The sequence below is a fragment of the Microbacterium shimangi genome, from assembly GCF_043556445.1.
Classification (GTDB): domain Bacteria; phylum Actinomycetota; class Actinomycetes; order Actinomycetales; family Microbacteriaceae; genus Microbacterium.
This window is the reverse complement of record NZ_JBIGII010000003.1, coordinates 117,709-141,940: the sequence shown is the minus strand read 5'-3', so window position 1 is coordinate 141,940 and position 24,232 is coordinate 117,709. Positions and strand designations below refer to the sequence as shown.

The 24,232-nt window shown below is 69.6% G+C and carries 28 protein-coding genes; 15 read left to right on the top strand and 13 right to left on the bottom strand.

Annotated elements, in window-relative coordinates:
- Positions 1-77: 77 nt before the first annotated feature.
- The 3 genes from ACFXQA_RS02355 to ACFXQA_RS02345 are packed head-to-tail and all read left to right on the top strand — an operon-like array spanning position 78 to position 2,552.
- Positions 78-1,631 (top strand): SDR family oxidoreductase, encoded by a 1,554-nt coding sequence (locus ACFXQA_RS02355; RefSeq protein ID WP_394518185.1) that lies wholly within the window; start codon positions 78-80, stop codon positions 1,629-1,631.
- Positions 1,632-1,641: 10 nt separating this feature from the next.
- Positions 1,642-2,127, top strand: a complete 486-nt coding sequence (locus ACFXQA_RS02350; protein ID WP_394518184.1) for a MogA/MoaB family molybdenum cofactor biosynthesis protein — start codon at positions 1,642-1,644, stop codon at positions 2,125-2,127.
- Entirely contained in the window at positions 2,124-2,552 is a 429-nt protein-coding gene (locus ACFXQA_RS02345; RefSeq protein ID WP_394518183.1) for a molybdenum cofactor biosynthesis protein MoaE, read from the top strand. Before ACFXQA_RS02350 ends, ACFXQA_RS02345 begins: the two co-directional genes overlap by 4 nt.
- 14 nt (positions 2,553-2,566) lie before the next feature.
- Here the strand turns inward: ACFXQA_RS02345 and ACFXQA_RS02340 are convergent, their stop codons facing one another.
- The 4 genes from ACFXQA_RS02340 to ACFXQA_RS02325 are packed head-to-tail and all read right to left on the bottom strand — an operon-like array spanning position 2,567 to position 5,319.
- Positions 2,567-2,803: a MoaD/ThiS family protein gene (locus ACFXQA_RS02340; RefSeq protein WP_394518182.1), complete on the bottom strand. Its 237-nt coding sequence runs from the start codon at positions 2,801-2,803 to the stop codon at positions 2,567-2,569.
- Positions 2,800-3,270 carry a cyclic pyranopterin monophosphate synthase MoaC gene (gene moaC / locus ACFXQA_RS02335; RefSeq protein ID WP_394518181.1) on the bottom strand — a complete coding sequence of 157 codons (471 nt, stop codon included), beginning with the start codon at positions 3,268-3,270 and terminating at the stop codon, positions 2,800-2,802. Before moaC ends, ACFXQA_RS02340 begins: the two co-directional genes overlap by 4 nt.
- Positions 3,267-4,505 carry a molybdopterin molybdotransferase MoeA gene (locus ACFXQA_RS02330; protein ID WP_394518180.1) on the bottom strand — a complete coding sequence of 413 codons (1,239 nt, stop codon included), beginning with the start codon at positions 4,503-4,505 and terminating at the stop codon, positions 3,267-3,269. Before ACFXQA_RS02330 ends, moaC begins: the two co-directional genes overlap by 4 nt.
- A 34-nt stretch (positions 4,506-4,539) precedes the next feature.
- Positions 4,540-5,319, bottom strand: coding sequence for a HesA/MoeB/ThiF family protein (locus ACFXQA_RS02325; RefSeq protein WP_394518179.1), 780 nt, complete (start codon positions 5,317-5,319; stop codon positions 4,540-4,542).
- Between the two features lie 188 nt (positions 5,320-5,507).
- Between ACFXQA_RS02325 and ACFXQA_RS02320 the strand changes: the two genes are divergently transcribed.
- Complete coding sequence (locus tag ACFXQA_RS02320) at positions 5,508-6,620, top strand: Fic family protein (protein ID WP_394518178.1); 1,113 nt, start codon at positions 5,508-5,510, stop codon at positions 6,618-6,620.
- Between the two features lie 6 nt (positions 6,621-6,626).
- Here the strand turns inward: ACFXQA_RS02320 and cydC are convergent, their stop codons facing one another.
- Genes cydC through ACFXQA_RS02300 form a run of 4 tightly spaced genes read right to left on the bottom strand, consistent with a single transcriptional unit; the run spans position 6,627 to position 12,442 of the window.
- Positions 6,627-8,321, bottom strand: coding sequence for a thiol reductant ABC exporter subunit CydC (cydC, locus tag ACFXQA_RS02315; RefSeq protein ID WP_394518177.1), 1,695 nt, complete (start codon positions 8,319-8,321; stop codon positions 6,627-6,629).
- The gene (gene cydD, locus ACFXQA_RS02310; RefSeq protein WP_394518176.1) at positions 8,318-9,976 is read right to left on the bottom strand and encodes a thiol reductant ABC exporter subunit CydD; all 1,659 of its coding nucleotides are present in this window, start codon (positions 9,974-9,976) and stop codon (positions 8,318-8,320) included. The genes cydC and cydD overlap by 4 nt, the downstream gene beginning before the upstream one ends.
- Positions 9,977-9,998: 22 nt before the next feature.
- Positions 9,999-11,012: a cytochrome d ubiquinol oxidase subunit II gene (gene cydB, locus ACFXQA_RS02305; RefSeq protein ID WP_394518175.1), complete on the bottom strand. Its 1,014-nt coding sequence runs from the start codon at positions 11,010-11,012 to the stop codon at positions 9,999-10,001.
- Positions 11,013-11,020: 8 nt separating this feature from the next.
- Positions 11,021-12,442, bottom strand: coding sequence for a cytochrome ubiquinol oxidase subunit I (locus ACFXQA_RS02300; protein WP_394518174.1), 1,422 nt, complete (start codon positions 12,440-12,442; stop codon positions 11,021-11,023).
- A gap of 158 nt (positions 12,443-12,600) precedes the next feature.
- Here ACFXQA_RS02300 and moaA point away from each other — a divergent pair, with 158 nt between their 5' ends.
- From moaA to ACFXQA_RS02285, 3 genes are all read left to right on the top strand, one after another.
- Complete coding sequence (gene moaA, locus ACFXQA_RS02295) at positions 12,601-13,674, top strand: GTP 3',8-cyclase MoaA (protein WP_394518173.1); 1,074 nt, start codon at positions 12,601-12,603, stop codon at positions 13,672-13,674.
- A 54-nt stretch (positions 13,675-13,728) separates the two neighbouring features.
- Positions 13,729-14,280 carry a PadR family transcriptional regulator gene (locus ACFXQA_RS02290; protein WP_394518172.1) on the top strand — a complete coding sequence of 184 codons (552 nt, stop codon included), beginning with the start codon at positions 13,729-13,731 and terminating at the stop codon, positions 14,278-14,280.
- Between the two features lie 87 nt (positions 14,281-14,367).
- Entirely contained in the window at positions 14,368-14,607 is a 240-nt protein-coding gene (locus ACFXQA_RS02285; protein ID WP_394518171.1) for a hypothetical protein, read from the top strand.
- Between the two features lie 3 nt (positions 14,608-14,610).
- On the opposite strand, the gene ACFXQA_RS02280 is transcribed toward ACFXQA_RS02285, so the two are convergent.
- The 3 genes from ACFXQA_RS02280 to ACFXQA_RS02270 are packed head-to-tail and all read right to left on the bottom strand — an operon-like array spanning position 14,611 to position 15,641.
- The gene (locus ACFXQA_RS02280; protein ID WP_394518170.1) at positions 14,611-14,943 is read right to left on the bottom strand and encodes a heavy-metal-associated domain-containing protein; all 333 of its coding nucleotides are present in this window, start codon (positions 14,941-14,943) and stop codon (positions 14,611-14,613) included.
- A gap of 26 nt (positions 14,944-14,969) precedes the next feature.
- Positions 14,970-15,251 carry a metal-sensitive transcriptional regulator gene (locus tag ACFXQA_RS02275; protein ID WP_394518169.1) on the bottom strand — a complete coding sequence of 94 codons (282 nt, stop codon included), beginning with the start codon at positions 15,249-15,251 and terminating at the stop codon, positions 14,970-14,972.
- 36 nt (positions 15,252-15,287) lie between these two features.
- Positions 15,288-15,641: a hypothetical protein gene (locus ACFXQA_RS02270; protein WP_394518168.1), complete on the bottom strand. Its 354-nt coding sequence runs from the start codon at positions 15,639-15,641 to the stop codon at positions 15,288-15,290.
- A gap of 140 nt (positions 15,642-15,781) precedes the next feature.
- On the opposite strand from ACFXQA_RS02270, the gene ACFXQA_RS02265 reads away from it, so the two are divergent.
- The 3 genes from ACFXQA_RS02265 to ACFXQA_RS02255 are packed head-to-tail and all read left to right on the top strand — an operon-like array spanning position 15,782 to position 17,951.
- Complete coding sequence (locus ACFXQA_RS02265; protein WP_394518167.1) at positions 15,782-16,282, top strand: MarR family winged helix-turn-helix transcriptional regulator; 501 nt, start codon at positions 15,782-15,784, stop codon at positions 16,280-16,282.
- A 38-nt stretch (positions 16,283-16,320) separates the two neighbouring features.
- Entirely contained in the window at positions 16,321-17,265 is a 945-nt protein-coding gene (locus ACFXQA_RS02260; protein ID WP_394518166.1) for a Gfo/Idh/MocA family protein, read from the top strand.
- The gene (locus tag ACFXQA_RS02255; protein ID WP_394518165.1) at positions 17,262-17,951 is read left to right on the top strand and encodes a DUF1345 domain-containing protein; all 690 of its coding nucleotides are present in this window, start codon (positions 17,262-17,264) and stop codon (positions 17,949-17,951) included. The genes ACFXQA_RS02260 and ACFXQA_RS02255 overlap by 4 nt, the downstream gene beginning before the upstream one ends.
- 10 nt (positions 17,952-17,961) lie before the next feature.
- Here the strand turns inward: ACFXQA_RS02255 and ACFXQA_RS02250 are convergent, their stop codons facing one another.
- Both ACFXQA_RS02250 and ACFXQA_RS02245 read right to left on the bottom strand, forming a co-directional pair.
- Entirely contained in the window at positions 17,962-18,696 is a 735-nt protein-coding gene (locus tag ACFXQA_RS02250) for a YidC/Oxa1 family membrane protein insertase (RefSeq protein ID WP_394518164.1), read from the bottom strand.
- A gap of 99 nt (positions 18,697-18,795) precedes the next feature.
- Positions 18,796-19,074 (bottom strand): DUF6412 domain-containing protein, encoded by a 279-nt coding sequence (locus ACFXQA_RS02245; protein WP_394518163.1) that lies wholly within the window; start codon positions 19,072-19,074, stop codon positions 18,796-18,798.
- A gap of 122 nt (positions 19,075-19,196) precedes the next feature.
- On the opposite strand from ACFXQA_RS02245, the gene ACFXQA_RS02240 reads away from it, so the two are divergent.
- From ACFXQA_RS02240 to ACFXQA_RS02220, 5 genes are all read left to right on the top strand, one after another.
- Entirely contained in the window at positions 19,197-19,433 is a 237-nt protein-coding gene (locus ACFXQA_RS02240) for a DUF3072 domain-containing protein (protein WP_394518162.1), read from the top strand.
- Between the two features lie 47 nt (positions 19,434-19,480).
- Positions 19,481-19,960, top strand: a complete 480-nt coding sequence (locus ACFXQA_RS02235; RefSeq protein ID WP_394518161.1) for a hypothetical protein — start codon at positions 19,481-19,483, stop codon at positions 19,958-19,960.
- 55 nt (positions 19,961-20,015) lie between these two features.
- Entirely contained in the window at positions 20,016-20,360 is a 345-nt protein-coding gene (locus ACFXQA_RS02230; protein WP_394518160.1) for a DUF4333 domain-containing protein, read from the top strand.
- An 83-nt stretch (positions 20,361-20,443) separates the two neighbouring features.
- Positions 20,444-21,478: a hypothetical protein gene (locus tag ACFXQA_RS02225; protein ID WP_394518159.1), complete on the top strand. Its 1,035-nt coding sequence runs from the start codon at positions 20,444-20,446 to the stop codon at positions 21,476-21,478.
- Positions 21,479-21,606: 128 nt separating this feature from the next.
- Positions 21,607-24,162 (top strand): DEAD/DEAH box helicase, encoded by a 2,556-nt coding sequence (locus ACFXQA_RS02220; RefSeq protein ID WP_394518158.1) that lies wholly within the window; start codon positions 21,607-21,609, stop codon positions 24,160-24,162.
- Positions 24,163-24,232 lie beyond the last annotated feature (70 nt).

Here is a 24,232-nt window from a genome sequence, read left to right as displayed (position 1 = left end):
GGAAAGCGGGACATGTGCGCGGGTGACATGTCGTCAAGCCCTCGGGGCGAGCGGATGCGGCGGCGTAGCGTCGCGGTATGAGCGAGCTGACCGCGCCCACCGGCCGCGAACCCGACCTGATCGCCGAACCCCACGACGATGGAACCCCGCCGCGCGCGCTGGTGATCGGCGCCACGGGATACCTGGGTGGGCGCCTCGTGCCCCGTCTGCTCGAAGCGGGCTACGCCGTGCGCGTGCTCGCCCGGAACGCCGCGCGCGTCACCGCCTTCGAATGGGGATCGCGGGTCGAGGTCGTCGAGGGTGAGGCGGGCGATCCCGACGCCGTCGCCCGGGCCGTCGAGGAGGTCGACGTGCTCTACTACCTCGTCCATTCGATGGCGGCGGGCAAAGACTTCGAGAACGCCGACCGCGTCGCGGCCGAGACGGTCGCGGCGGCGGCGGCCGCAGCATCCGTCGGTCGCATCGTCTACCTCGGCGGGCTGCACCCCGACGACGCACCCCTGTCTGCGCACCTGCGCTCGCGGGTCGAGGTGGGTGAGATCCTCCTGGCGAGCGGTGTGCCGACCCTCGTTCTGCAGGCGGGCGTGGTCATCGGGTCGGGTTCGGCGTCGTTCGAGATGGTGCGCCACCTCACCGACGTGCTGCCCTACATGCCCGCGCCGAAGTGGGTGCGCAACCGCATTCAGCCCATCGCCGTGCGCGACGTGCTGCACTATCTGCTGGGCGCGGCACGCGTCGACGCCGACGTGAATCGCGCCGTCGACATCGGCGGGCCCGACGTGCTGCGCTACGGCCAGATGATGAACGGCTACGCCGTCGAGGCCGGGCTGCGCCAACGCGCGATCGCCGCCCTCCCGGTGTTGACCCCGCGGCTCGCGTCTCACTGGGTCAATCTCGTCACCCCGATCCCGCGGGCGACCGCGCGGCCGCTCGTCGAGTCGCTCCAGAACGAGTGCATCATGAAGAATCACGACGTCGACGCGCTGATCCCGCGGCCCGCCGACGGGCTGACGCCGTACCGCCGCGCGGTGGCGATGGCCCTCGGGCGTGTGCAGGACGACACGATCGAGACGAGCTGGCAAGACGCCGAGGTCTCTGGTGTTCCGAGCGACCCGCTGCCCAGCGACCCCGACTGGGCGGGGCGCACCGTGTTCGTCGACGCACGCTCGGTCACCACAACGGCATCGCCCGAGCAGGTGTGGGCCGTGATCGCGGGTATCGGCGGGGAGAACGGGTGGTACTCCTCCCCGCTCCTGTGGTCGATGCGCGGCTGGATGGACCGGATCGTCGGCGGCGTCGGACTCGCGCGCGGACGGCGGAGCCGGGCGGTGCTGACCGTCGGCGACGCCCTCGACTTCTGGCGCGTCGAGGCGGTCGAGCCGGGCCGGCTTCTGCGTCTCCGCGCCGAGATGAAGGTTCCGGGCCTCGCGTGGCTCGAGATGCGCGTCAGCCCCGACGGCGACGGTGCGCGTTACGAGCAGCGCGCCGTCTTCTTCCCGATGGGACTCGCCGGGCGGCTGTACTGGCTGGGCGTCCTCCCCTTCCACGGGCTGATCTTCCCCGGAATGGCGGCCCGGATCACGGCGACCGCCGAGGCATCCGACCCGCAACCCGCGCGGGTCGCATCGTAGGGTGAACGTCATGCAACACACTGCCGCCGTGATCACCGTTTCCGATCGATCGGCGGCGGGTGAGCGCGCCGACGCCAGTGGCCCGGTCGCCGTCGAGGCACTTCGGGCGGCGGGTTACACCTGCGATGACGCGACTATCGTGCCCGACGGCGCCGACAGCGTGGAAGCAGCGCTCCGTGCCGCCCTCGACGGGGGCGCCCGTCTCATCGTCACCAGCGGCGGCACCGGTGTCGGGCCGCGCGATGTGACGCCCGAGGGCACCGCCCGCGTCGTGACCCGCGAACTTCCGGGGATCGCCGAGGAGCTTCGGCGCCGGAGCACCGCCGAGAAGCCGGCGGGCATGCTGTCGCGCGGTGTCGCGGGTGTCGTCGACGGCCCGGGGGCGCTCGTGGTGAACCTTCCGGGGTCGCCGCGTGCCGTGGCATCCGGAATCCCCGTGATCGTGTCGATCGCCGGGCACGTGCTCGACCAGCTCGGCGGATCGGACCACTCGTGAGCGCCGTACGCCTCGCCGCCCTTTCGGAGGAGCGCCTCGACCTCGACGCCCATCTCGCCGCGGTCGATGACCGGGCCGCAGGAGCGGTGACGACGTTCATCGGGCGCGTGCGCGACAACGACCCCGATGCCTCGACCGCCGTCGTCGCGCTGGAGTACTCCTCGCACCCCGATGCCGAGGGTGCGCTCCGCGGGATCGCCGAGCGCGCCGCTGCCGGCACCGATGCGATCGTCGCGGTGAGTCACCGGGTCGGGCGCCTCGCGGTGGGTGACGCGGCGGTGGTGATCGCCGTCGCGTCGGGCCACCGCGCTGAGGCGTTCGACGTGTGCCGCGCGGTGATCGAGGCCATCAAGCTCGAACTGCCGGTCTGGAAGCGCCAGGTCGAAGCCGACGGCACCACGGCCTGGAAGGGTCTCGGGGGCTAGAGCTGCGCCGCCGCTCAGCCTCCGGCGAAGGGGGGCAGCACGTCGACGAGTGAACCCGCGGCGAGCGGGGCATCGGTGTCTGTCCGCACGCCGTCGACCAGCACCGCGCACCGCGGCAGGATGTCGCCGAGGTTCGGGTGGTCACCGACGATCGCGGCACGGAGGGCCGAGAGCGAGGCTTCGCTCCGCTGCTCCTCGTCGGCGCCGGCGCCCTCGGCCGCCGCCGCGAAGTACCTCACGCGCACGGTCACTCGGGACGCGTCCAATCGCCCGATCGGCCGCCGGTCTTCGCGACGATGCGCACGTTCTCGATCACGGTCGAGCGGTCCATGCCCTTGATCATGTCGACGATCGCGAGGGCGGCGACCGAGACGGCGGTCAACGCCTCCATCTCGATGCCGGTGCGGTCGGCGGTGCCGACGGTGGCCTCGATCTCGACACCCGCGTCGGTCACGACGAGGTCGACGGATGCCGCGTGCACCCCGATCACGTGGGCGAGGGGCAGGAGGGCCGGCGTCGATTTCGCCGCCTGGATGCCGGCGATGCGCGCCACCGCGAGGACGTCGCCCTTGGGAGTGGTGCCGTCGCGGAGGGCGGCGATCACCTCGGGGGCGCAGCGGACGAAGCCGCGGGCGGTGGCCGAGCGCACGGTGGGCTGTTTCGCGGTGACGTCGACCATGCGCGCGTGGCCGGCGGCGTCGAGATGGGTGAAGCTCATCGAACAAGTATGACGTCGAGCCGATCGCCGACGGCGACCTCGGACACTTCGGCGGGCACGATCGCGAACGCCTCGGCGTGGGCGAGTCCGCCCGCGAGGTGCGACCCCGATCCGCCGGCTGTCGCCGGACGCACGGTTCCCGTGCGGAGGTCGACCACGGCGGGGAGGTACTGCCGGCGCGACGGGGGAGTGCGCCAGCTCTCGGCGGCCTCGAGGGTCACGAGCGGGCGCGCGATGTCGGCGCGACCCTGCAGCTGCAGGAGGGCGGGGCGCACGAACACCTCGAAAGACACCGCGACGCTGACCGGGTTTCCCGGAAGACCGAAGACGAGGCAGCCGCTCGGCAGGGTGCCGAACGCCTGAGGTTTGCCCGGCTGCATCGCGACCCCCACGAACTCGACGCCACCCTCTCCGCCCGCGAACGCACCGCGGACGGGCTCGTACGCACCGGCGCTCACGCCCCCGGTGAAGACGATGACATCGACCCCGGCGTCTTCGGCCTCGCGGGTGACGCGGGTGACCTCTGCCGGGTCGTCGCCCACGCGGTGCAGCCCGACGAGTTCCGCATCGGCACCGTCGAGCAGCGCGGCGAGGAGGGGTCCGTTGGAATCCGGGATGCTGCCGCGACCGCCCGATGCACCGGGTGCGCTCAGCTCGCTCCCGGTCGAGACGACGGTGACGCGGGGTGCGCGGGCGACGCGGACCTCTCCCACCCCCGCGGCGATGGCGGCCGCGATCTGGAAGGCCCCCATGCGGATACCCGGCGCGATGACCTCGTCTCCCGCGTGGAGGTCGCCCCCGCGGCGGCGGATGAACGTGCCGCGCTCGCGCGGTGCGCGCTCGATGACCACGTCGGCCAGGCCCGCGGCGAGGCCGCCGACGGTGTCTTCGAACGGCACGATGACGTCGGCATCGGTCGGAACCGGCGAGCCCGTCATGATCCTGGCCGCCTCTCCCTGGGCGAGGGGCGGGTCGAGTGATGTTCCGGCGGGCAGGTCGGCGGCGATCCGAAGGGTCACGGGGGTTTCGGGTGCGGCGGCGGCGACGTCGGCGTACCGCACGGCGAAACCGTCCATGGCGGAGTTGTGGAAGAGCGGAATGTCGCCCGCCGCGATCACCGGTTCGGCCAGGGTGCGGCCCAGCGACGCGGTGACCGGGAGTGCCTCGACCGGGAGTGGACGCACGGCGGCGAGCACGCGACCGAGCTGCGCTTCGACGGTGCGCAGCGCGGTCATGCGGGCACCGCCGTCGCGCGTGCGTGCAGCGCGGTCATGCGGGCACCGCCGTCGCGCGTGCGTGCAGCGCGATCTCGCTCTGACGACCGCGCAGCGCATCGATCAGGAGCACTCGCCCGAGAAGCGGTTCACCGGCGCCGGTGATGAGCTTCACGACTTCGGTTGCGAGGATGCCGCCGATCTGCAGGCAGAGCGACCCGAGCACGCCGACCTGCTCGCAGGTGGGCGGTTCGCCCGTGCTGCCGGCGGGGTAGAGGTCGCCCAGCGAGACGGGGGCGATGCCGGCGGGCGGGCGCGACCAGAACACCGTCGCTTGACCAGCGAACTCCTGGACGGCGCCCCACACGACCGGGATGCCGACCGCGTCGGCGCCAGCCGCGACGGCCTCTCGCGTACCGAAGGTGTCGCTGCCGTCGACGACGAGGTGCGCGCCGTCGAGCAGGCGCGTGGCGTTGTCGGCGTCGAGGCGCTCGGAGACGGGGATCACACGGGTCGCGGGCGAGAGGTCGGCGGCGGCGCGCACCGCCGAGTCGACCTTGGGGCGGCCCGTGTCGCCGATGCGGTGCAACACCTGCCGTTGCAGGTTGGAGCCGTCGACCACGTCGTCGTCGATCACGACGATCTCGCCGACGCCGGCGGCCGCGAGGGCGAGGATCACGGGGGACCCGAGGCCGCCCGCTCCGACCACGGCGACGCGGGCGGCCGCGAGGCGGCGTTGCCCCTCGTTGCCGATGCCGGCGAGCACCGCGTGGCGGGCCGTGCGGATGAGCTCCGACGGATCGAGGGCGTCGATCGGCTCGACGAGCGGTTTCATGCCCTCAGGCTACGCGCGGTAGCGCCGGAGAGTGCCGATCCGATTCTCGACGAAGTTGTCGTTGTTCACTTAGCGAACGTCAGCGATGACAAATTCGAAAGTTGAAGAATGTTGACGCGTCAGCGAGACATGTAAAAAATCCGACGAAAGATTTAAACGTCCTCGAAGCGTGCGCGTAAGCTTTACATGTGACGTGGCGACCTGAGGAACCGTACAACGCGCTCCCGGCGTTGCCGCCAAGTGCTCAGATAGAGACCGTCACTGTGCTCAAGGTGGTGATCGACGCGCGGGCTGCACTCGCCGCGCTCGACCAGGCCGCACGTCGAATGCCGAACCCGGCCGTGTTGTTGAATGCCATACCGATTCTCGAGGCGCAGGCGAGCTCCGAGATAGAGAACATCGTCACCACGACCGACGAGCTCTTCCGTTACGCACAAGACGAGTCGCAACTCGCGACGCCTGAGACGAAAGAGACGCTTCGATACCGTTCCGCTCTGTTCGCCGGGCTGGACAGCGTGCGGTCACGACCGCTGTCTGTCACAACGGCGACCGAGATCTGTTCGATCGTGCAGGGGCGGGAGATGGGTGTCCGCAATCTTCCTGGCACGATCATCGCCAACCCGGCGACGCGACGCGCGATCTACACGCCGCCCCAGGGTGAGGCTGTCATCCGCGAGAAGCTCAGCAACTGGGCAGATTTCATTCACGCGTCTGTCTCTCTCGACCCGCTGGTCGTCATGGCGCTCTCCCACTACCAGTTCGAGGCGATCCACCCCTTCGCCGATGGCAATGGGCGCACGGGACGCATCTTGAACATCCTCATGCTCGTCGACGGGGGCCTCTTGCAGTCGCCCGTTCTCTACCTGTCGCGGTTCATCATCCTCCACAAGGACGACTACTATCGGTTGCTTCTCGCGGTGACGCGCGAGGGCGCATGGGAAGAATGGGTCATCTTCATGCTGACCGCCGTCCGGGACACTGCTCGCGCGACCTTGGCGAAGATCGACGCGATCCAGGATCTTCAGCACGAGGTGCGCGAGCGGGTACGCGCCACGAGCGCCGGGGCTAACTCCGATCTTCTCGACGCCCTCTTCGAGCAACCGTATTGCCGCATCGGCAAGGTCATGGAGCGGTGTTCGGTATCGCGTCCGACTGCAACGAAGTGGCTCAACGAAGTCGTGGAGGCGGGCGTCCTGCACAGCGTCAGGATGGGCCGTGAGCGACTGTTCATCAATCACGCATTCCTCGACGTTCTTCTGCGGGATGAGCCGGTCGAGGACGCAATCCACACCCTCTTCTGACCCAGCTCAGCCCGCGATGCGCCCGTTCTCGATCCTGACGGTGCGGTCGACGAGAGCCGGAGGCACGTCGACGTGTGAGATCAGCACCACCGCGCGATCGGCGGGGACGGCGGTCAGCAGGTCGGTGAGCAGGGCATCGGATGCCGCGGGGTCGACGCCGGCGGTCGGCTCGTCGAGCACGAGCACCGGGAAGTCGTGGAGGAGCGCCCGGGCCAGGGCGATGCGCTGGGCCTGCCCGCCCGAGACGAGCACGCCGCGGTCGCCGACGGGGGCATCGAGCCCGCCGCGGCTCTCGACCCAGCTCGCGAGGCCGACACGGGCGAGCACCGCGTCGAGGTCGGCATCGGTCGCGGTGTCACGGGCGAACAGCAGATTCTGCCGCAGCGATTCGTCGAAGAGGAACGGCTCCTGTTCGACCAGTCCGACGGTCAGGCGCAGGTCGTCGCCCGACAGGCCGCGCGCCTCGACACCGCCGATGCGGTACGAGCCCGAGTAATCGAGGAAGCGCACCAGCACGTGCGCGAGAGTCGTCTTGCCGGCCCCGCTCGGCCCCGTCACGACGACTCTCTCGCCGGCGTCGATGCGGAGGGAGACGTCGTGCAGTCGGCCCGGGTCTCCCGCCTCTGCGCCGCGGCGCGGCCACGATGCCCCGAGGCCGTGCAGCTCGATCCCGCGGCCCCGGGAGGTTTCGAGGGGCGCGGCGACCCCGGTGGGTTCGGGTTCATCGCGGGGAAGGCCCGCCGGCACCTCGGCGGGCACCGTCTCTGCCACCCGCGTCGCCGCGGAGTGCACCTGGCGCCACGAGGCGAGGGCGAGCGGCACAGGCCCGAACACTTCGAACACGGCCATCGGCAGCAGCACGACGACGGCGAGTCCCGGGCCGCTCAGTGTGCCGTCGATGACAGCGGGGGCAGCGATCGCGAGCGAGATCAGCGAGGCGAGGCCCGCGAGCAGCGAGACCGCGCCGGAGGTGAAGCCCTGAGCGACGCCGCGGCGCACCACGGCGCGCCGCAGATTCTCGTCGGCTCGTCGGATGCGGTCGTGCGCAGCATCCGTCGCCCCGAAGGCGATCAGCACGTCGAGCGAGGTGAGCAGGTCGAGCAGTGAGTCGGCGACCTCGGCGCGAAGCGGTGAGATGTCGCGCTCGGCACGCGCTCCTGCGGCCCAGCCGACCCAGACGGCGAGGCCCAGCGCGACGACGAGGCAGGCGGCGAGCACGAGGGCAGCAGGCCACGAGAGGAAGGCCGTGAAGACCACGCTCGCGAGGGCGGTGAGCCCGGCGACGGCGAGCGGTTGCACGACGCGCAGGGGCAGGTTCTGCAGTTCGTCGACGTCATCGACGAGGTTCGCGAGCAGCGCGCCGCGGCGGGCACGGCCGATGCCGTCGGGGGCGAGCGGCACGATGTCGCGCACCAGCGTGGCGCGCACGGTGGCGAGCTGGTCGAGCGCGGCGTCGTGACCGCTCAGCCGTTCGAGGTAGCGGAAGACCCCCCGTCCGAGTGCGAACGCCCGGACGGCCACGACGGCCGCAGACAGATAGAGCAGTGCCGGCTGCTCGGCGGCCCGCGCGATGAGCCAGGCGCTCGCCGCGAGGAGGGCGATGGCGCTCACGGCGGTGCCGACCCCGGCGAGGACGGCGGGGGTGAAACGCCGGGTGGAGGGTTGCGCCGCGCGCAGGACCGCTTTCACCCGGGCGTTCACGAGACGACTCCGCGGTCTGAGGCGGCGACCGTCACGACCGCATCGGCGATGCGTCGCGCGGAGGGCCGGTGCGAGACGAGCACGACGCCGACGCCGTCGTCGGCCAGCTCTCGCAGGCGGTCCCACAGGGCGCCCTCCGTCTCGGAGTCGAGTGCGCTCGAGGGCTCGTCGAGCACCAGCACCCCCGTTCCCGCAACGCGCCGCAGACGGTAGAGCGCTCGGGCGACGGCGACGCGCTGGGCTTGTCCGCCCGACAGCCCGCCGCCGCGGACGCCCAGTTCGAGCGTCGGATCGACGTCGATCGCCTGGGCGTCGATGAGGCTGGCCTCGACGGTCGCCCGGTCGAGTGCCGGGTCGCCGAGCGCGACGTTGTGCGACACCGATCCCGCCACGAGTCCTGGCCGCTGACCGGCCCACGCGATCGCGTCGCGCGCATCGGCCACGATCTCGCCGTCGACGTCGATCGTGCCGTCGTACTCGGCGAAACCGAGAAGGGCGGCGACGAGGCTCGACTTGCCCGCCCCGCTCGGTCCGTCGATCAGTACCACCCGACCGGGGGCCACCTCGAGGTCGATCGGCGGCAGCATCCGTTCGCCCCGTTTCACGCGCAGCGCGCGCACGGTGATCCGGCTTCCACCTCGGGGCGCCGCGAAAACGCCGACTGCACTCTCCGAGGGAGAGCTGTCGAGCACATCGAAGATCTCGTCGGTCGCCGCCACTCCCTCGGCCGCAGCGTGGAACTGCACGCCGACCTGACGCAGCGGCAGGTAGGTCTCGGGGGCGAGGAGGAGGACGAACAGGCCCACGAGCAGATCCATCTCGCCCGCGAGCAGACGGAAGCCGATCGTCACCGCGACGATGGCGACCGAGATCGACGCGAGGAACTCGAGTGCGAACCCCGAGACGAACGAGACCCGCAGCACCGCCATCGTCTCGCGCTTGTAGCTGCGCGTGACGCTTTCGATGGTGTCGGCGGCACGATGCTGGCGTCCGAAGGCCTTGAGCGTGCCGAGGCCGTTGACGGTGTCGGCGAAGCGCGCGGCCAGGCGGCGAAGGGTGTCGAACTGGCGGCGTTGCACCGATCGGGTGGCGAGGCCGATCAAGATCATGAAGACGGGGATCAGCGGAATCGTCACGGCGATGATGAGCGCCGAGATCGGGTCGGCGAGAAGGATCGCACCGAAGAGGATCGGCATCGTGACGGCCGTGGCGACCAGCTGCGGCAGGTAGCGGCCGAAGTAGGCGTCGAGCGACTCCAGCCCGTGGCCGGCGACGACGGCGAGCGATGCGGCGTTGCGGTCGCCGAGCCAGCGGGGTCCGAGTCGATGCACCGCCGAGACGAGCGCGTCACGCAGCTGCAGCGAGGCCCGCGCCGCGCCGCGTGCCGATACCCGCTCGGACGCGGCGATGAGCAGGGCACGGACGACCACGAGGGCGGCCGCGGTGCCGACGAGCGGCCACAGCTGCTCGAGCGGGGCGCCGCCGATGGCGCCGACGAGGGCCGAGGTGAGCGTCCACGCGACGCCGACGATGACACCGGTCTGCGCCAGCACGATCGCTGCGGTGATCGCGAGGAACGATCGCGACGCCGTCGCGTACTTCACGAGTCGCGGGTCGACCGGGCCGCGCACCCGATCCGCCCGTTGCTCGCTCACCCCTCGATCTTCCCTCACCGGGTCAGTGGGCGGATGCTGCGGCCGATTCGATGCGTGCGCGCGTCACGCGCTTGCGGAACACCCAGTAGGTCCAGCCCTGGTAGGCGATGACGAGCGGCACGAAGATGAGAGCCGCCCAGCTCATGATCGTGAGCGTGTAATCGGTGCTCGAGGCGTTCTCGATCGTGAGGTTGAACGCGGGGTCGGTGGAGGACGGCATGACGTTCGGGAACAACGCGAAGAACAGCATCGCGACCGCCGCGACGATCGTCGCCGCTCCGAACGCGAAGGCCCGGCCCTCGCGGTCGACGGCGTTCGAGAGCACCGAGGCGATGAGGGTCACCGCCGCAACGGCCGCGAGCGCTGCCACCGGGAGCGAGAAGTGCGCGGTCACCGTCCAGAGGAGGAAGGTCGCGGCCACGGCGATCGCGAGCACCCCGGCGCGGGTTGCGAGGCGCCGGGCCTTCTCGTGCACCGGGCCGTCGGTCTTCAAGGCGACGAAGGTCACGCCGTGCACGAAGAACAGCAGCAGGGTCGTCGCCCCGCCGAGCAGGCCGTAGGGGTTGAGCAAGGTCAGGAGCGAGCCGGTGAATTCCTTGTCGGCGTCGATGGGTACGCCCTGCACGATGTTGGCGAAGGCGACGCCCCACAGGAACGAGGGGACCGCCGAACCGACCACGATCATCGTGTCGAATCCGCGCTTCCAGCGCAGGCTGTCGCGCTGGTGCCGGTACTCGAACGACACGCCGCGGGCGATCAGCGCCAGCAGGATCAGCAGCAGCGCGAGATAGAAGCCGCTGAAAAGCGTCGCGTACCACTCGGGAAAGGCCGCGAACAGGCAGGCGCCGGCGACGATCAGCCAGGTCTCGTTGAGGTCCCAGACGGGACCGATGGTGTTGATGATCTGGCGGCGGCCCACGTCGTCCTTCGCCAGGAAGGGCAGCGACATCCCCACGCCGAAGTCGAATCCGTCGAGCACGAAGTATCCGACGAAGAAGAATCCGATGATCCAGAACCAGAGGTACGCGAGGTCCATGTCAGCTCCTAGTAGACCGTCGTCGGGGTGTTCTCGACGGTGTCGGGTTCGCGGGGTGCGTTCGGATCGGGCAACGGGTCAGGCCCCTGCTGTGCGAACTTCACGAGAAGCCCGAGTTCCACCACGGCGAGGGTGGCGTAGATCGCGGTGAAGGCGACGAGCGAGATCAGCACGTTCCACCCCGGCACGCTGGGTGAGACGCCGTCTTCGGTGAGCATCAAGCCGAAGACGATCCACGGCTGCCTGCCCATCTCGGTGAAGATCCAGCCCACGAGACTGCCGATGAGGGGGAGCGGGGCGCTCCAGACGAGCACCCGCCACATCCAGCGCTTCATCGCGAAGCGCGACTTCTTGCGGGTGACCCAGAGGCCGACGACCGAGAGCAGGGCAGCGGCTCCTCCCAGGCCCATCATCCAGCGGAACGCCCAGTAGGTGACCCAGATGACCGGGGTGTAGTCGCCGGCGCCGAATTGCGCGGTGTACTGCGCCTGCAGGTCGTTGATGCCCTCGACGCAGCCGTCGAGCGAGTGGGTCGAGAGGAGGGATAGCAGCCACGGCACACGGAGCGACCACACCTCGGCCGATCCGTCGGGGGTGCCGAGCGAGAAGATCGAGAACGAGGCATCGGCGCCGCACGCGGTGTTGTACATCGCTTCGGCGGCGGCCATCTTCATCGGCTGGGTCTGCACCATCACCAGGCTCAGCTGGTCGCCCGAGAGGGCTACGCCGGCGAACGAGATCACCATGAACCACATGCCGAAGCGAAGGGACGGGCGCATCATCTCGATGCTGCGGCCGCGGGCGAGATGCCAGGCCGAGACGGCGATCACGACGGCCGCGGCGAACATCCACGCGGAGGTGACGGTGTGGGGGAAGGCGGCGAGGGCGACGGGGTTGGTCAGCAGCGCCCAGAAATCGATCAGCTCGGCGCGCGATCCGTCGGCGGCCATCTGGTAGCCGACCGGGTTCTGCATGAAGGCGTTCGCGGCGAGGATGAAGTAGGCCGACAGTGTCGCGCCGATCACCGCCATCCAGATGCTGGCGAGGTGGGCGGCCTTCGGCAGCTTGTCCCACCCGAAGATCCACAGGCCGATGAAGGTGGCCTCGAGGAAGAACGCGAGGAGCCCTTCGAACGCGAGAGGGGCGCCGAAGACGTCACCGACGAAGCGGGAGTAGGCCGACCAGTTCATTCCGAACTGGAATTCCTGCACGATCCCGGTGACGACGCCCATGGCGAAGTTGATCAAGAAGATCTTGCCGAAGAAGCGCGTCAGGTGCAGCCACTTCAGCCCCCCGGTGCGGTACCAAACGGTCTGGAAGATGGCCACGACCAGGCCCATCCCGAGGGTGAGGGGTACGAAGAGGTAGTGGTAGAGCGTCGTCAGGCCGAACTGCCAACGAGCGAGAAGCAGAGGGTCCAGCCACTCCACGGTTACCTCCTAGTGAGCTCTCTCATGTGGTCTGACCACAGCGTAACCCGCACGATTCCGCGGCATGCGGAGGTGTCTCGGCGTCGAGCGAACGGGCCTCACGGGCCCGGTCGCCGATTCCGCGGGTAGCCTCGGAAGATGACGCAGGAGCCGCAGCGATGACCGCCGTACCGGTGGCCATTCGTCGGCGCTCCGACGTCACGGCTGTCGATGGCGCCGCAGACGCCGCGTCGGGGCCGCTGATCGACACCCACGGCCGGGTGCACCGCGATCTGCGGATCTCATTGACCGACCGCTGTTCGCTGCGGTGCACCTACTGCATGCCCGAGCAGGGCAACGAGTGGCTGGCCCGCAACAGCATCCTCACCCTCGACGAGATCGTCGAGATCGCCGAGGTGGCGGCAGCCTCGGGGGTGCGTACGTTCCGTCTCACCGGCGGCGAGCCGCTGCTGCGCCGCGACATCGTCGACGTCGTCCGGCGACTGGCCGTTCTGCGGAGCCCCGACGGACCGGTCGAGGTCGCGATGACCACGAACGGCATCCGTCTTCCGGAGGTGCTCGACGACCTGGTCGATGCGGGTCTCGCGCGCCTCAACATCAGCATCGACACGATCCAGCGCGAGAAGTTCGCCTCTCTCACCCGGCGCGACCGGCTTCCGGAAGTGCTCGAGGGGATCGCCGCTGCCGCTGCTTCGCCGTTGCGTCCTCTCAAGCTGAATGCGGTGGCCATGCGCGGGGTGAACGACGACGAGATCGTCGACCTCGTGCAGTTCGCTGTCGACTCGGGCGCTCAGATGCGGTTCATCGAGCAGATGCCTCTCGACGCGGGGCACACCTGGGATCGCGAACAGATGGTGACGCGCGAAGAGATCGTGGCGACTCTGGCCGATCGCTGGGAGCTCACGCCCGTTCCCGGACGCGGCGGGGCGCCGGCCGAGAAGTGGCTGCTCGACGGCGGGCCTCACGAGGTCGGAGTGATCGCGTCGGTGACGGCTCCGTTCTGCGGCGACTGCGACCGGTTGCGTCTGACGGCCGACGGTCAGGTGCGCAACTGCCTGTTCTCGATCGCCGAGTACGACCTCGTGCCCGTGCTTCGCGGGGGCGCGCCCGAGCGGGCGGGAGCGATCGACGCGGTCTTGCGGGCGAGCGTTCGGGGAAAGCTCCCGGGGCACGCGATCAACGACCCGTCGTTCCTGCAGCCGCCGCGAGGGATGAACGCGATCGGCGGCTGACCGAGCTTTCGTATACTCGGTAGGTACATACCCGATATCCCGTTCGGAGGCCGCATGACGGTGCGCCATGCGCTGCTCGCCATCCTCGACCAGGGCCCCTGCTACGGCTACCAGCTTCGCGCCGAGTACGCGCGCCGCACGGGCGCGGCGGTGAACGTCGGACAGATCTACACGACGCTCGAACGACTCGAGCGCGATGGTCTCGTGGCGAATCGCGGCGCCGACGATCGCGGTCACGTGTACTGGGGCATCACCGATCCCGGTCGCGGGCACGTGAGTGAATGGCTCGGGCGGCCCGATCCACCCAACGGACGCGACGAACTCGCGCACAAGGTCGCCCTCGCCGCGACCCTGCCGGGTGTCGATGCCGCGGCCGTCATCTCGCGGCAGCGAAGCGACGCGATCGATCGCCTCGCCGGGATCGAGAGCGCGAGTTCCGTCGACGTGGCCGGCGCGATCGTCCGCGCGGCCGCGGCGGCGCAGGCCAGGGCCGAGATCGAGTGGCTGGATGCTGCGGCGGTCGCCGTCGCCGTCGATCCGGGGGCTGCGGCATTTCCGCTGTCGGTGGAACGACCGCGGCGGGGGAGGCCTCGAGAGAGCGAGTAGGCGACAAGGCCCGATCCGTCAAGCCCGACGGTGCGGGTGTCGTTCCGGGGCACAGTGGGTGAACCCGGGATGAACAGAGGAGTCGCCATGGTCATGGAAGCGCAGCACGCCGCCGACACAGCGGATCGCGCCCTGTCCGAGGTTCCCTGGACGCGGGTCGACCCCGACCTCTACGAGATCACCCGTGACGGACGCGTCGTCGGCTACGTCGAGGTGGTCGGGGCCGTGTTCGTCGCTCTCGGCGGGCTCCGCTACGACCGGGCGGTCGAAGTGAGCCAGGAGCTGACCTTCCACTCCGCGGTCGACGCGGTCCAGCGTCGCCGCTGACGGCTAAGCGAGCTGGTAGCCCGCTTCTTCGACGGCGTCGCGCACGGCGTCGTCGTCGAGGGGCTGCGAGGTGCGAATCCGGACACGCGAAGAACCTCCGACGACCAGGTCCACGCTCACCTCGTCGACTCCGGCGAGGGCGCCCAACTCTTCGGTCACGGCCCGTACGCAGTGCTCGCACGTCATTCCGTCGACCAGGACGTCGCGCTGATCGAGGGCCTCGGACGCGGGTGCCGATGCGACGGAGCAGCTGCCGCCGCTGCACCCGCACATCTCCGCGGGCTCGAGCGAGACCTCATCACCGATGGGCGTGAGGCGGAGGGGCTGGATCGTCACGGGGTTTCTCCTGTCGGACGAGCGATTCAAGATCGGACGAGGCGGGCGATCGCCTCGTTTGCTTCGCGGATCTTCTCCTGCGCCACGGGGCCTCCCTCGGCGGTCGCCTCGGCCACGCAGTGACTGAGGTGATCGCCGAGCAGCGACAGTGCGACCGTCTCGAGGGCTTTCGTCGCCGCCGATACCTGGGTGAGGATGTCGATGCAGTACTTGTCGTCCTCGACCATACGCGCGATTCCGCGCACCTGGCCTTCGGCCCGACGCAGGCGTTTCAGCAGGTCTTCCTTGTTGCCCTCGTATCCGTGCACGCGACGATGATACCCCCGGGAGGTATCTGAGTCGCCTCAGAGGGCGGTGCGGAGATCGCTCGGACCGTCGTCGTCGAGCCCGGCGCCGACTTCGTCTTCGGCGGCCAGATCGCCCTGACCGTCTTCGCCGAGAGCGGCCTCGAGGGGCGAGTCGCCCTGGGTGACGGGTTGATCGGCGTCGAGCGCATGAAGGTCGTCGAGCGGCACGTCCTCGCGCACGTCGGGAACCGACTCGTCGTCGGTGCCGTCGGCATCGAACGCGGCGGCGCGGATGGCCTCCTCATTCATCGTGGGGTCATCCAGGGTGGTGTCGTCCTGCGTCGCGGCCAGGGTCGCGTCGTCGTCGACGGTGGTGTCGGTGGACGTGGATTCGTCGAAGGGGATGCTCATGGTGCGTCCTTTCTCTCTCGTCATCCCACGGTGCCCCGCGGCCATCGCACTCGCCCCCGGGTTGACGTCGCCGCGACGGATGGGTACGCCACGCTGCGCCGAGACGCCGCGCGGGGGCGCGGAGGCGTTACGGTCGTCATATGGCTTCCGCGGACCGCGACGACGAGGTGGATCTCCTCATCGATGCGTGGTCGCGTCGACTTCCCGAGGTCGACCTCACACCCCTCGACGTCATGTCGAGGCTGCGGCGAGTTTCGCACCGTCTCACCAGGCTCCGTGCGGGTGCGTTCAACGGGGCGGGGCTCGCGAGCTGGGAGTTCGACGTCCTCGCGGCTCTGCGTCGTACCGAGCCCCCTCACGAGCTCAGTCCCGCGCAGTTGATCGGGGCGACGATGATCGGTTCGGCCGCGATGTCGAACCGACTCGACAAGCTTTCCGGGCGCGGTCTCATCGAGCGCCGCCCGAATGACGTCGATCGCCGCAGCGTGATCGTTCAGCTCACCGACGACGGTGCGGCGCGGGTCGACGCCGCGATGACCGAGCTCGTCCGCCGCGAGGCCATCGAGCTGCGCGAGGTGAGCGACGCCGATCAGGCGCATCTGGCGCGCATCCTGCGTCACATGCTCGACACCGACAGCTGACGAGACCCGCACCCGCGACGCATCACCGAGGAGGCCGAATGATCCGCATCGGAACGATCGGGTCGGGGCCCATCACGACGCAGTTCTCCGAGGCCGTCGAGCGGACGGAAGGTATGCGCATCGACGCGGCCTTCTCGCGCGACCCGGGGAGGGCGCGGGCACTCGCGGCACGATTCGGCGCGGAGGCCGCGTTTTCGGATCTCGACGCGATGCTCGCCTCGTCGGCCGTCGATGCGGTGTACATCGCGAGCCCGAACAGCGTGCACGGCGCGCAGGCGGCGGCGGCACTCCGGGCGGGTAAGCACGTGCTCGTCGAGAAGCCCGCCGTGCTCACCGAAGCCGAATGGGTCGGCCTGGTCGATCACGCGGATGCTGCGGGCCTCGTCCTCCTCGAGGCGATGCGCACCGCCTACGACCCGGGTTTCGCCGTGCTCCGCAGCATCCTTCCCGATCTCGGTGTCCTCCGGCGCGCGTCGCTGCGGTTCGACGGGCTCTCGTCGCGGTACGCGCGTGTTCTCGCGGGCGAGACGGTGAACATCTTCGACCCGACGATGGGCGGCGGAGCGCTCCTCGATCTCGGCGTGTACGGCCTGCACGCGATGGTTGCGCTCTTCGGTGCTCCCGACCGGGTGGCGGGCGAGTCGGTCGCCATCGTTTCGGGCGTCGAGGGCGCCGGGGCGATCATCGCCGCCTATCCGGGGCTCGTCGTCGACGTGTCGTACTCGAAGATCACGCGGTCATCGCTCCCGAGCGAGATCCAGGGCGAGTCGGCGTCGGTCGAGATCGATCACATCGCGAGCCCTCGGCGGCTCGTGATCACCGACGCGGAGGGGTCGCGCACCGTGACGATCGACGGCGAGCAGCACGCGCTCGACGGTGAGATCGCACGCTTCGTCGAGCTGGTCGCCTCCGGGGCCACGGCTGCCGCCGATCAGGCGCGGACGACCGAGACGCTGCGGATCCTCGACGGCCTGCGGGCGTGAATCGGAACGGCTCGGGCCACGGCAGGGGGCGCCGCACGGCGATCGCCGGCTTCGCCGTCAGCACCGTCATCCAGGCGGTGCTCGTCGTCTTGGGGCTCTCGTACCTCCTGACCCCCGGCACGACGTCGTCGCTCCTCCTGCTCGTGGCCTGGTGTCTCGTGGGCACCGGGTATGCGGTGGGCGTCTTCGTCGTCCTGCGTGTCGCGAGCGCCTCGGCGGAGTCGGACGAACCTCCCACCCTGCTCGAGCTCGGAATCGTGCCGCGGGCCATTTCGCTCGTGGGGACGATCCTGGTGACCTTGGTCGGCGTGACGGCGACGCTCCAGCACGTCTTGGCCGATCCGCAGAACGAGGTCGACGTCGCCGTCGACCTCGTGGGCGTCTGGGCGATGATCCTCGCCTGGATGCTCTTCCACTGGGGGTTCGCGCAGCTCTACCTGCAGCTCTACTACCGAGAGAGCGAACCTCCGCTGCGATTCCCCTCGGCCGCGGCTCCGGGCATCCTCGAGTTCGCCTACTTCTCGTACACCGTCGCCGTGAGCCTCGCCGTCTCCGACGTCGAGGTGCTGGATCGACGGATGCGGTGGCGCGTGCTTGTGCATTCGATTCTCAGCTTCTTCTTCAACGGTCTGATCATCGTCACGGCGCTCGGCGCGATCTCGGAAGTCGGCGCCGGAATCCTCTGACCCGCCCCGCTCACGGGCGTGGCGCCGGGTATGCGCGCTTCAGCACGAGGCGCTGCGCGAGGGTCCACGAGACCGTGACGACGAGGTAGAGGCCTGCGGCGAGGGGGACGAAGACCGCAACCGCAGCGGTGGCGAACTGCAGGGCTCCCAGCAATCCGCCCGCGCCCGCCGGCAGCGCGGTGTCGCCCGCGGGCGCGGTGAAGCGGAATGCGCGTCGGGTGATCTCGCCGACGAGAGCGATGACGACGACGATCGCGCCGCAGACGATGATTCCCGCGGGGTCGCCGTTCGTCAGCGACCCGAGAAGGGTCGAACCGAGCGGTACGCCCCAGAGCGTCTCGGCGAGCAGGGCGTTCGGGTGCCCCGCGATCGTGGTGTGGAGGAAGAGCGAATAGAGGAGTCCGACGATCGGTGCCTGGATCAGGATGGGCAGGCACCCGGCGAGCGGCGACGCGTTCTCGTCGCGGTAGAGCTGCATGGTCTCGCGCTGCAGGCGCTCCCGGTCGCCCTTGTGCTTCTTCTGCAGTTCGCGCAGCCGAGGAGCCAGGCGGCTGCGGAGCTGCTCCGCCTTGGCCTGGGCGACGCCCGTGGGAATGAGCGCGGCGCGGACGAGGAGGGTGACGAGCACGACGGCGAGAGCGGCGGATGCTGCGGTGAAGGGTTCGAGAGTCGCGCTCAGGGTCATCAGAGCGGCGTAGGCGGTGTCGAGGAGGGCGGCGAGGGGCGGGAAGGCGAAAGGGTCCACGGAGATGTCCGTTCTTCGAAGGCGATCGATGGCGGGGTCGATCGGCCGCGAAGGGACGCCGGGGCGCCACGACGTCGACGGACGTGCGGGCGGGGCGGGTTACGCGGCCGAAGCCGCGGACTGCGGGGCTCGGGGGCGCGGGTGGCCCGCAGCATCCGGATCGCTCTGCGAGAGCGGGGTCGAGATGTCGATCGCCCGTCGCGGATGCGGAGCCGAGACGTCGCCCGTTCCCGGCAGAGCCGTCGAAACGGTGGAGAGGGCGAGGAGACCCACCGCGATCACCGCGACGGCCACGCCGATCGCGGAGGGATCCGGGGTGCCCACCAGCCCGAGGACGCTCAAGAGGAGGTGCATGGTCGAGGTGATCGTTTCGAACATTCGCCGCTCCTTCCTCGTCATGCGGTCTCGCCTCGACGCTAGCACCGCGCGCCTTCACCCGCGAAGGCCGGTCATGTCAAGCCCCGATCGGGCCGCCCCCCGCGCGGCGTACCGTCGTACACATGTCCGAATCATCGAACGCGAACACGCTCGGATCCACGGAGCCCACGGGTGACAGTGCCGAGAAGAACCCCGAAGAATGGGTCACCGGCGACGAGCCGATGACCGGCCCCCAGCGGTCATACCTCGACACCCTCGCGCGCGAGGCCGGCGAGGAGCTCTCGGCCGACCTGACCAAGGCCGAAGCGTCGGAGCACATCGACCGCCTGCAGCAGAAAACCGGCCGCGGCGCAAGCTGACGTCGTGTTGTTTGGACTCTGAATCCAAACGCCGCTACATTGCCAGCATGACCACTCCTCTTTCCGCGCTTCTGGCGCAGGTTGATGCACTCAACGACCCCGAATCGCCGTTCGCGTTCCACGTGGAGGGCGATCGCATCGTCGGCACGTGGGACATCGCACACATCCTCTACGTCGGGCTCCTCGGGGCGGGCAAGATCGACGAGACGTATCGCATCGAGGTCGAGTTCCAGCCCGACGAGGCGACGTACGAGCTCGAGGAGCACCAGAGGAGTTCCGACCTCGAGGGTGGGATCACGACGGGTGGCACCATCAGGTTCGGGGGAAGTACCGAAGGGTTCCGGGGCAAGCAGACCCGCATCCAGAAGGGCTTCGTCGCGGCGCCGTACGTGCGAACGCCCGACAGCGAAGGGCACCTCGCGTCGTGGTCGTTCGACACGGCCCGGATCAAGGACTCGCTCTCCTCCTTCCTCGAATCGCACGGCTGGTCGAAGCGCAAAGGGTTCTTCGGCCGGATGTTCAGCTAGGTCCTCGCTTCACTCTTCTCAGCGCGACCGTGGTCGCGGAAAGCAGAACACGATCATGAAGAAGTCGTCCCTCTCCGCCCTTGCCCTCACGTTCGCCGGTCTCACACTCGCTCTCGGCGGATGCTCGGTCAACATCGGTACGGCCAGCACCACACCGACCACCGTCGAGAGCGACCAGGTCGCCGAGCTCGCCGAGGACGCCCTCGAAGAACAGGTCGGCCGCCGCCCCGACATCGACTGCGGCCCCGACGACTTCGAGCTCGAGAACGGCGCGTCGCGCACCTGCACCCTGACCGATCCCGAGGACGGCAAGAACTACGACGCCGACGTCGAGCTCAGCGATGTCGCCGGCACGCAGTTCCACGTCGACGTCCAGGTCGCCGACGTGGAGCAGGGCTGAGCCGGGGTCGTTCCCGGGGAATCGGCTGGCAGAGAATCGCGGATGCTTCCCCGCCACCGCTCGAGGTGAATACGCTCAGCCACGTGGGGGAACCGACGCGGGGTGACGTCGCGGCCGCATACGTGCGTGCCGCCTGGGTCGCCGTCGCTCTCGGCGCGGTGTGGGCGGCGGTGGCGGGGACGTTCTTCGTCGTCGCCGTGGGCGCCCTGATCGGGGCGATCAATGTCGCGGCAGCGGCGATTCCCGGAGGCGGGCTGAAGCCCTCTGCCGCACGGGTCGGGCTTGCCTTCGCCGCGGCCGCGTCACCGGCGCTCCTGGTTCTCGTGGTGTTCCGGGCGCCGGAAGGCATGGCGATGGTGGTCGGGTGCGTCGCGCTGCTGTCCGTGCCCGCGTCGGTGGCAGCGGAGATTCAGCTTGCCCGCTCCCGCCCGCCCGTCGAGGGGACACCGTTCGACGGGGTCGGCACCGTCGCGATCCTCGTCAGCGGAGTCTTGGCGGTTCTCTCCTCGGGTGCGACCGTCGCCCTGTTGCGCGAAGATCTCCGGTTCGGTTGCGACTACGGGCTGGAGGGCGAGGGCGCGGGATCCTGGCTCTGCACCGACGGCGTCGGATATGTCGGCCCCCTCACCGGCTTGCTGGCGTGCGGTGCGCTCGCTCTCGCCGTGGGGCTCACGATCGCCGTTTCGCGCCGACCGGCGGTGTGGCACGGCGTCGTGCTCACCGTGCTGTCTTTCGTACCGGTGATTTCCGCGGGGCTGCTCACTCTTGCGGGGGTGACGGTCTACGCGCAGACCTTTCCGCCGGGCATGGATCCGGTGAGCGACTGGATGCACCTCGTCGTTCCGAGCGTCGTGCTCGCGCTGGCAGGTCTCGCTCTGGCGGCGGCGACCGCGCGAGCGGTCACCGGGCTGGGGACCCTTCTCTTCTCGATAGGGATCGCGGCGGTCGTCGTCGCGGTACCGCTCCAGCTCGGGATGCTGCTCGCCTACCTCCCGGCGATCGGTCTGGCGCTGGCCGCTCGCTCGCGCTTCGTGTACCTCACCGCAATGGGGGAGTTCGATGCGCGCCACGCGCGTTTCACTCGATGGACGGGATCTCGCGCGGTGACCCCGGTCTAGGCCCGGTCACTTCTGCCACGTGGTGGCTCTCGGCTGGCGGCCGCCGCGCCGCGTTCCTGGAGAGCCGTGGGGAGGAGCGTGCGGGCCACCCCGTGCGCGCGAAAAGGTTGCGCGTGAAAAGGTAGAGCGTGACCCTCACCCTGCTCGACCGTGTGCCGCGGGGCGCCGACTCCGACGCCGCCTACACCGGCTTCGTCGAGTGGGCGTCCGACCGCGGCCTCTCGCTGTACCCGGCGCAGGACGAGGCCGTCATCGAGCTGGTCTCGGGCGCGAACGTGGTGCTCTCGACGCCGACCGGCACCGGAAAGTCTCTCGTCGCCATCGCGGCGCACGCCGCGTGTCTTGCCGCGGGTGGGCGCTCGTATTACACCGCGCCGATCAAAGCCCTGGTGAGCGAGAAGTTCTTCGCGCTCGTCGATGTCTTCGGCGCCGAGAACGTCGGCATGGTCACGGGCGATTCGTCGGTCAACCCCGATGCTCCGATCATCTGCTGCACGGCCGAGATCCTGGCGAACCTGGCGCTGCGCCAGGGGCCGGAGGCCGTGGTCGACCAGGTCGTGATGGACGAGTTCCATTACTACGGCGACCCCGACCGCGGGTGGGCCTGGCAGGTGCCGCTGCTTCTCCTGCCGAGGGCGCAGTTTCTGCTGATGTCGGCCACCCTCGGCGACGTCGCCGAGCTCGCGGATGATCTTTCTCGGCGCACCGGGCGGGCGACCGCCCTCGTGACGGGCGTGGAGCGCCCCGTGCCGCTGCACTTCTCCTACGTCCGCACCCCCGTGCACGAGACGGTGCAGGAGTTGCTCGACACGCGGCAGGCGCCGATCTACATCGTGCATTTCTCCCAGGCCGCCGCGATGGAACGCGCGCAGGCGCTGTCGAGCGTGAAAGTCGTCTCGCGCGAACAGCGCGATGAGATCGCCGAGGCGATCGGCGGGTTCCGATTCAACACGGCCTTCGGACGCATGCTCTCGCGCTACGTGCGTGCCGGAATCGGCGTGCATCATGCCGGGATGCTGCCGCGTTACCGTCGGCTCGTCGAAACCCTCGCCCAGCGGGGGCTCCTGCGGGTGATCTGCGGCACCGACACCCTCGGGGTCGGCATCAACGTGCCCATCCGCACGGTGCTCATCACCGCGCTGACGAAGTACGACGGTCAGAAGATGCGCCAGCTGAGCGCGCGCGAATTCCACCAGATCTCGGGCCGGGCCGGGCGAGCGGGCTACGACACCGCGGGCACCGTCGTGATCATGGCGCCCGATCACGAGGTCGAGAACGCCGCCCTCATCGCGAAGGCCGGCGACGATCCGAAGAAGCAGCGCAAGATCGTGCGCAAGAAGGCGCCGCAGGGCTTCGTCAACTGGGGCGAGGCGAGCTATGAGCGTCTGGTCGCCGCCGAACCCGAGCCGCTGGTACCGCAGATGCAGCTCACCGCCGCGATGCTGATCAACGTCATCGCGCGGGGCGGTGACGTGTTCGCGAACGTCCGCTCCCTGGTCTTCGACAATCACGAGCCGCGGGCACGAAAGTACGAGCTCGCCCGTCGGGCCATCGACATCTATCGCACGCTCGTCGCGGCGGGCGTGGTCGAGGTCGTGGAGGGAAGCATCCGCCTCACCATCGACCTGCAGGCCAACTTCGCCCTCAACCAACCGCTGTCGCCCTTCGCGCTCGCCGCGATCGATCTGCTCGATCCTTCGACCGAGATCGGCGGGGGCGATCCTTCGACAGGCTCAGCAACCGCGCCGGGGAGCGCCGGCACCGGCCACTACGCCCTCGACGTGGTGAGCATCATCGAGGCGACCCTCGACGACCCTCGCCCGGTGCTGTCGCAGCAGCAGTACCTCGCCCGGGGCGAGGCCGTCGCCCAGATGAAACGCGACGGCATCGAGTACGACGAGCGCATGGAGGCGCTCGAGCAGGTGACCTGGCCGAAACCGCTCGACGAGCTGCTCGCGCAGTCGTTCGAGGTCTTCGCATCGAGCCAGCCCTGGATCCGCGACTTCGAGCTGTCGCCGAAGTCGGTCGTCCGCGACATGTTCGAACGGGCCCTGTCGTTCGGCGAGCTCATCTCGGTGTACCAGCTCGCCCGCAGCGAAGGCCTCGTTCTGCGCTACCTCAGCGACGCGTACCGAGCCATCCGGCAGACGGTTCCGACCGATGCGCAGACGCCCGATCTGCTCGACCTGATCGCCTGGCTCGGCGAACTGGTGCGTCAGGTCGACTCCAGCCTCGTCGACGAGTGGGAGGCGATGATCAATCCCCTCGACTCCGCTCTCGATCCGGCCGCACCCGTCGTGCCCCCGGCTCCGCCCTCGGTGCTGACGAACCGGCGAGCCTTCAATGTGCTGGTGCGGAACGAGCTCTTCCGCCGGGTCCAGCTCGCCGCGCGGCAGCGCGACGACCAACTCGCGGCCCTCGACCCCGATGTCGACTGGCCGGCCGCGCTCGACGCGTATTTCGACGAGCACGACGAGATCCTCACCGGGGGGCCGGCGCGGTCGTCCGCGTTGGTGAGCATCGACGAATCGGATGCTGCGGCATCCGGAGTGTGGAAGGTCGAGCAGACGATCGACGACCCCGCCGATGACCACGACTGGCGTATTCGCGGTGAGATCGACCTCGCGGCCTCGGAAGAAGCGGGTACGGCCGTGCTGCGCATCACGGAGGTTCTGCGTCTCTGAGGAAGCGCGCCAGGGGGCTCCGGGAGACTCTGCACGTCCCTAGACTCGCGATGTACGCGCGGGCCGTTTC

What these genes read in the sequence shown, in the direction of transcription:
- ACFXQA_RS02355 (WP_394518185.1), top strand. Translation starts at nt 78, where the DNA reads ATGAGCGAGCTGACCGCGCCCACCGGCCGCGAACCCGACCTGATCGCC.
- ACFXQA_RS02350 (WP_394518184.1), top strand. Translation starts at nt 1,642, where the DNA reads ATGCAACACACTGCCGCCGTGATCACCGTTTCCGATCGATCGGCGGCG.
- moaC (WP_394518181.1), bottom strand. Translation starts at nt 3,270, where the DNA reads ATGAGCTTCACCCATCTCGACGCCGCCGGCCACGCGCGCATGGTCGAC.
- ACFXQA_RS02330 (WP_394518180.1), bottom strand. Translation starts at nt 4,505, where the DNA reads ATGACCGCGCTGCGCACCGTCGAAGCGCAGCTCGGTCGCGTGCTCGCC.
- ACFXQA_RS02325 (WP_394518179.1), bottom strand. Translation starts at nt 5,319, where the DNA reads ATGAAACCGCTCGTCGAGCCGATCGACGCCCTCGATCCGTCGGAGCTC.
- cydB (WP_394518175.1), bottom strand. Translation starts at nt 11,012, where the DNA reads ATGGACCTCGCGTACCTCTGGTTCTGGATCATCGGATTCTTCTTCGTC.
- moaA (WP_394518173.1), top strand. Translation starts at nt 12,601, where the DNA reads ATGACCGCCGTACCGGTGGCCATTCGTCGGCGCTCCGACGTCACGGCT.
- ACFXQA_RS02290 (WP_394518172.1), top strand. Translation starts at nt 13,729, where the DNA reads ATGACGGTGCGCCATGCGCTGCTCGCCATCCTCGACCAGGGCCCCTGC.
- ACFXQA_RS02285 (WP_394518171.1), top strand. Translation starts at nt 14,368, where the DNA reads ATGGTCATGGAAGCGCAGCACGCCGCCGACACAGCGGATCGCGCCCTG.
- ACFXQA_RS02270 (WP_394518168.1), bottom strand. Translation starts at nt 15,641, where the DNA reads ATGAGCATCCCCTTCGACGAATCCACGTCCACCGACACCACCGTCGAC.
- ACFXQA_RS02265 (WP_394518167.1), top strand. Translation starts at nt 15,782, where the DNA reads ATGGCTTCCGCGGACCGCGACGACGAGGTGGATCTCCTCATCGATGCG.
- ACFXQA_RS02260 (WP_394518166.1), top strand. Translation starts at nt 16,321, where the DNA reads ATGATCCGCATCGGAACGATCGGGTCGGGGCCCATCACGACGCAGTTC.
- ACFXQA_RS02245 (WP_394518163.1), bottom strand. Translation starts at nt 19,074, where the DNA reads ATGTTCGAAACGATCACCTCGACCATGCACCTCCTCTTGAGCGTCCTC.
- ACFXQA_RS02240 (WP_394518162.1), top strand. Translation starts at nt 19,197, where the DNA reads ATGTCCGAATCATCGAACGCGAACACGCTCGGATCCACGGAGCCCACG.
- ACFXQA_RS02235 (WP_394518161.1), top strand. Translation starts at nt 19,481, where the DNA reads ATGACCACTCCTCTTTCCGCGCTTCTGGCGCAGGTTGATGCACTCAAC.
- ACFXQA_RS02230 (WP_394518160.1), top strand. Translation starts at nt 20,016, where the DNA reads ATGAAGAAGTCGTCCCTCTCCGCCCTTGCCCTCACGTTCGCCGGTCTC.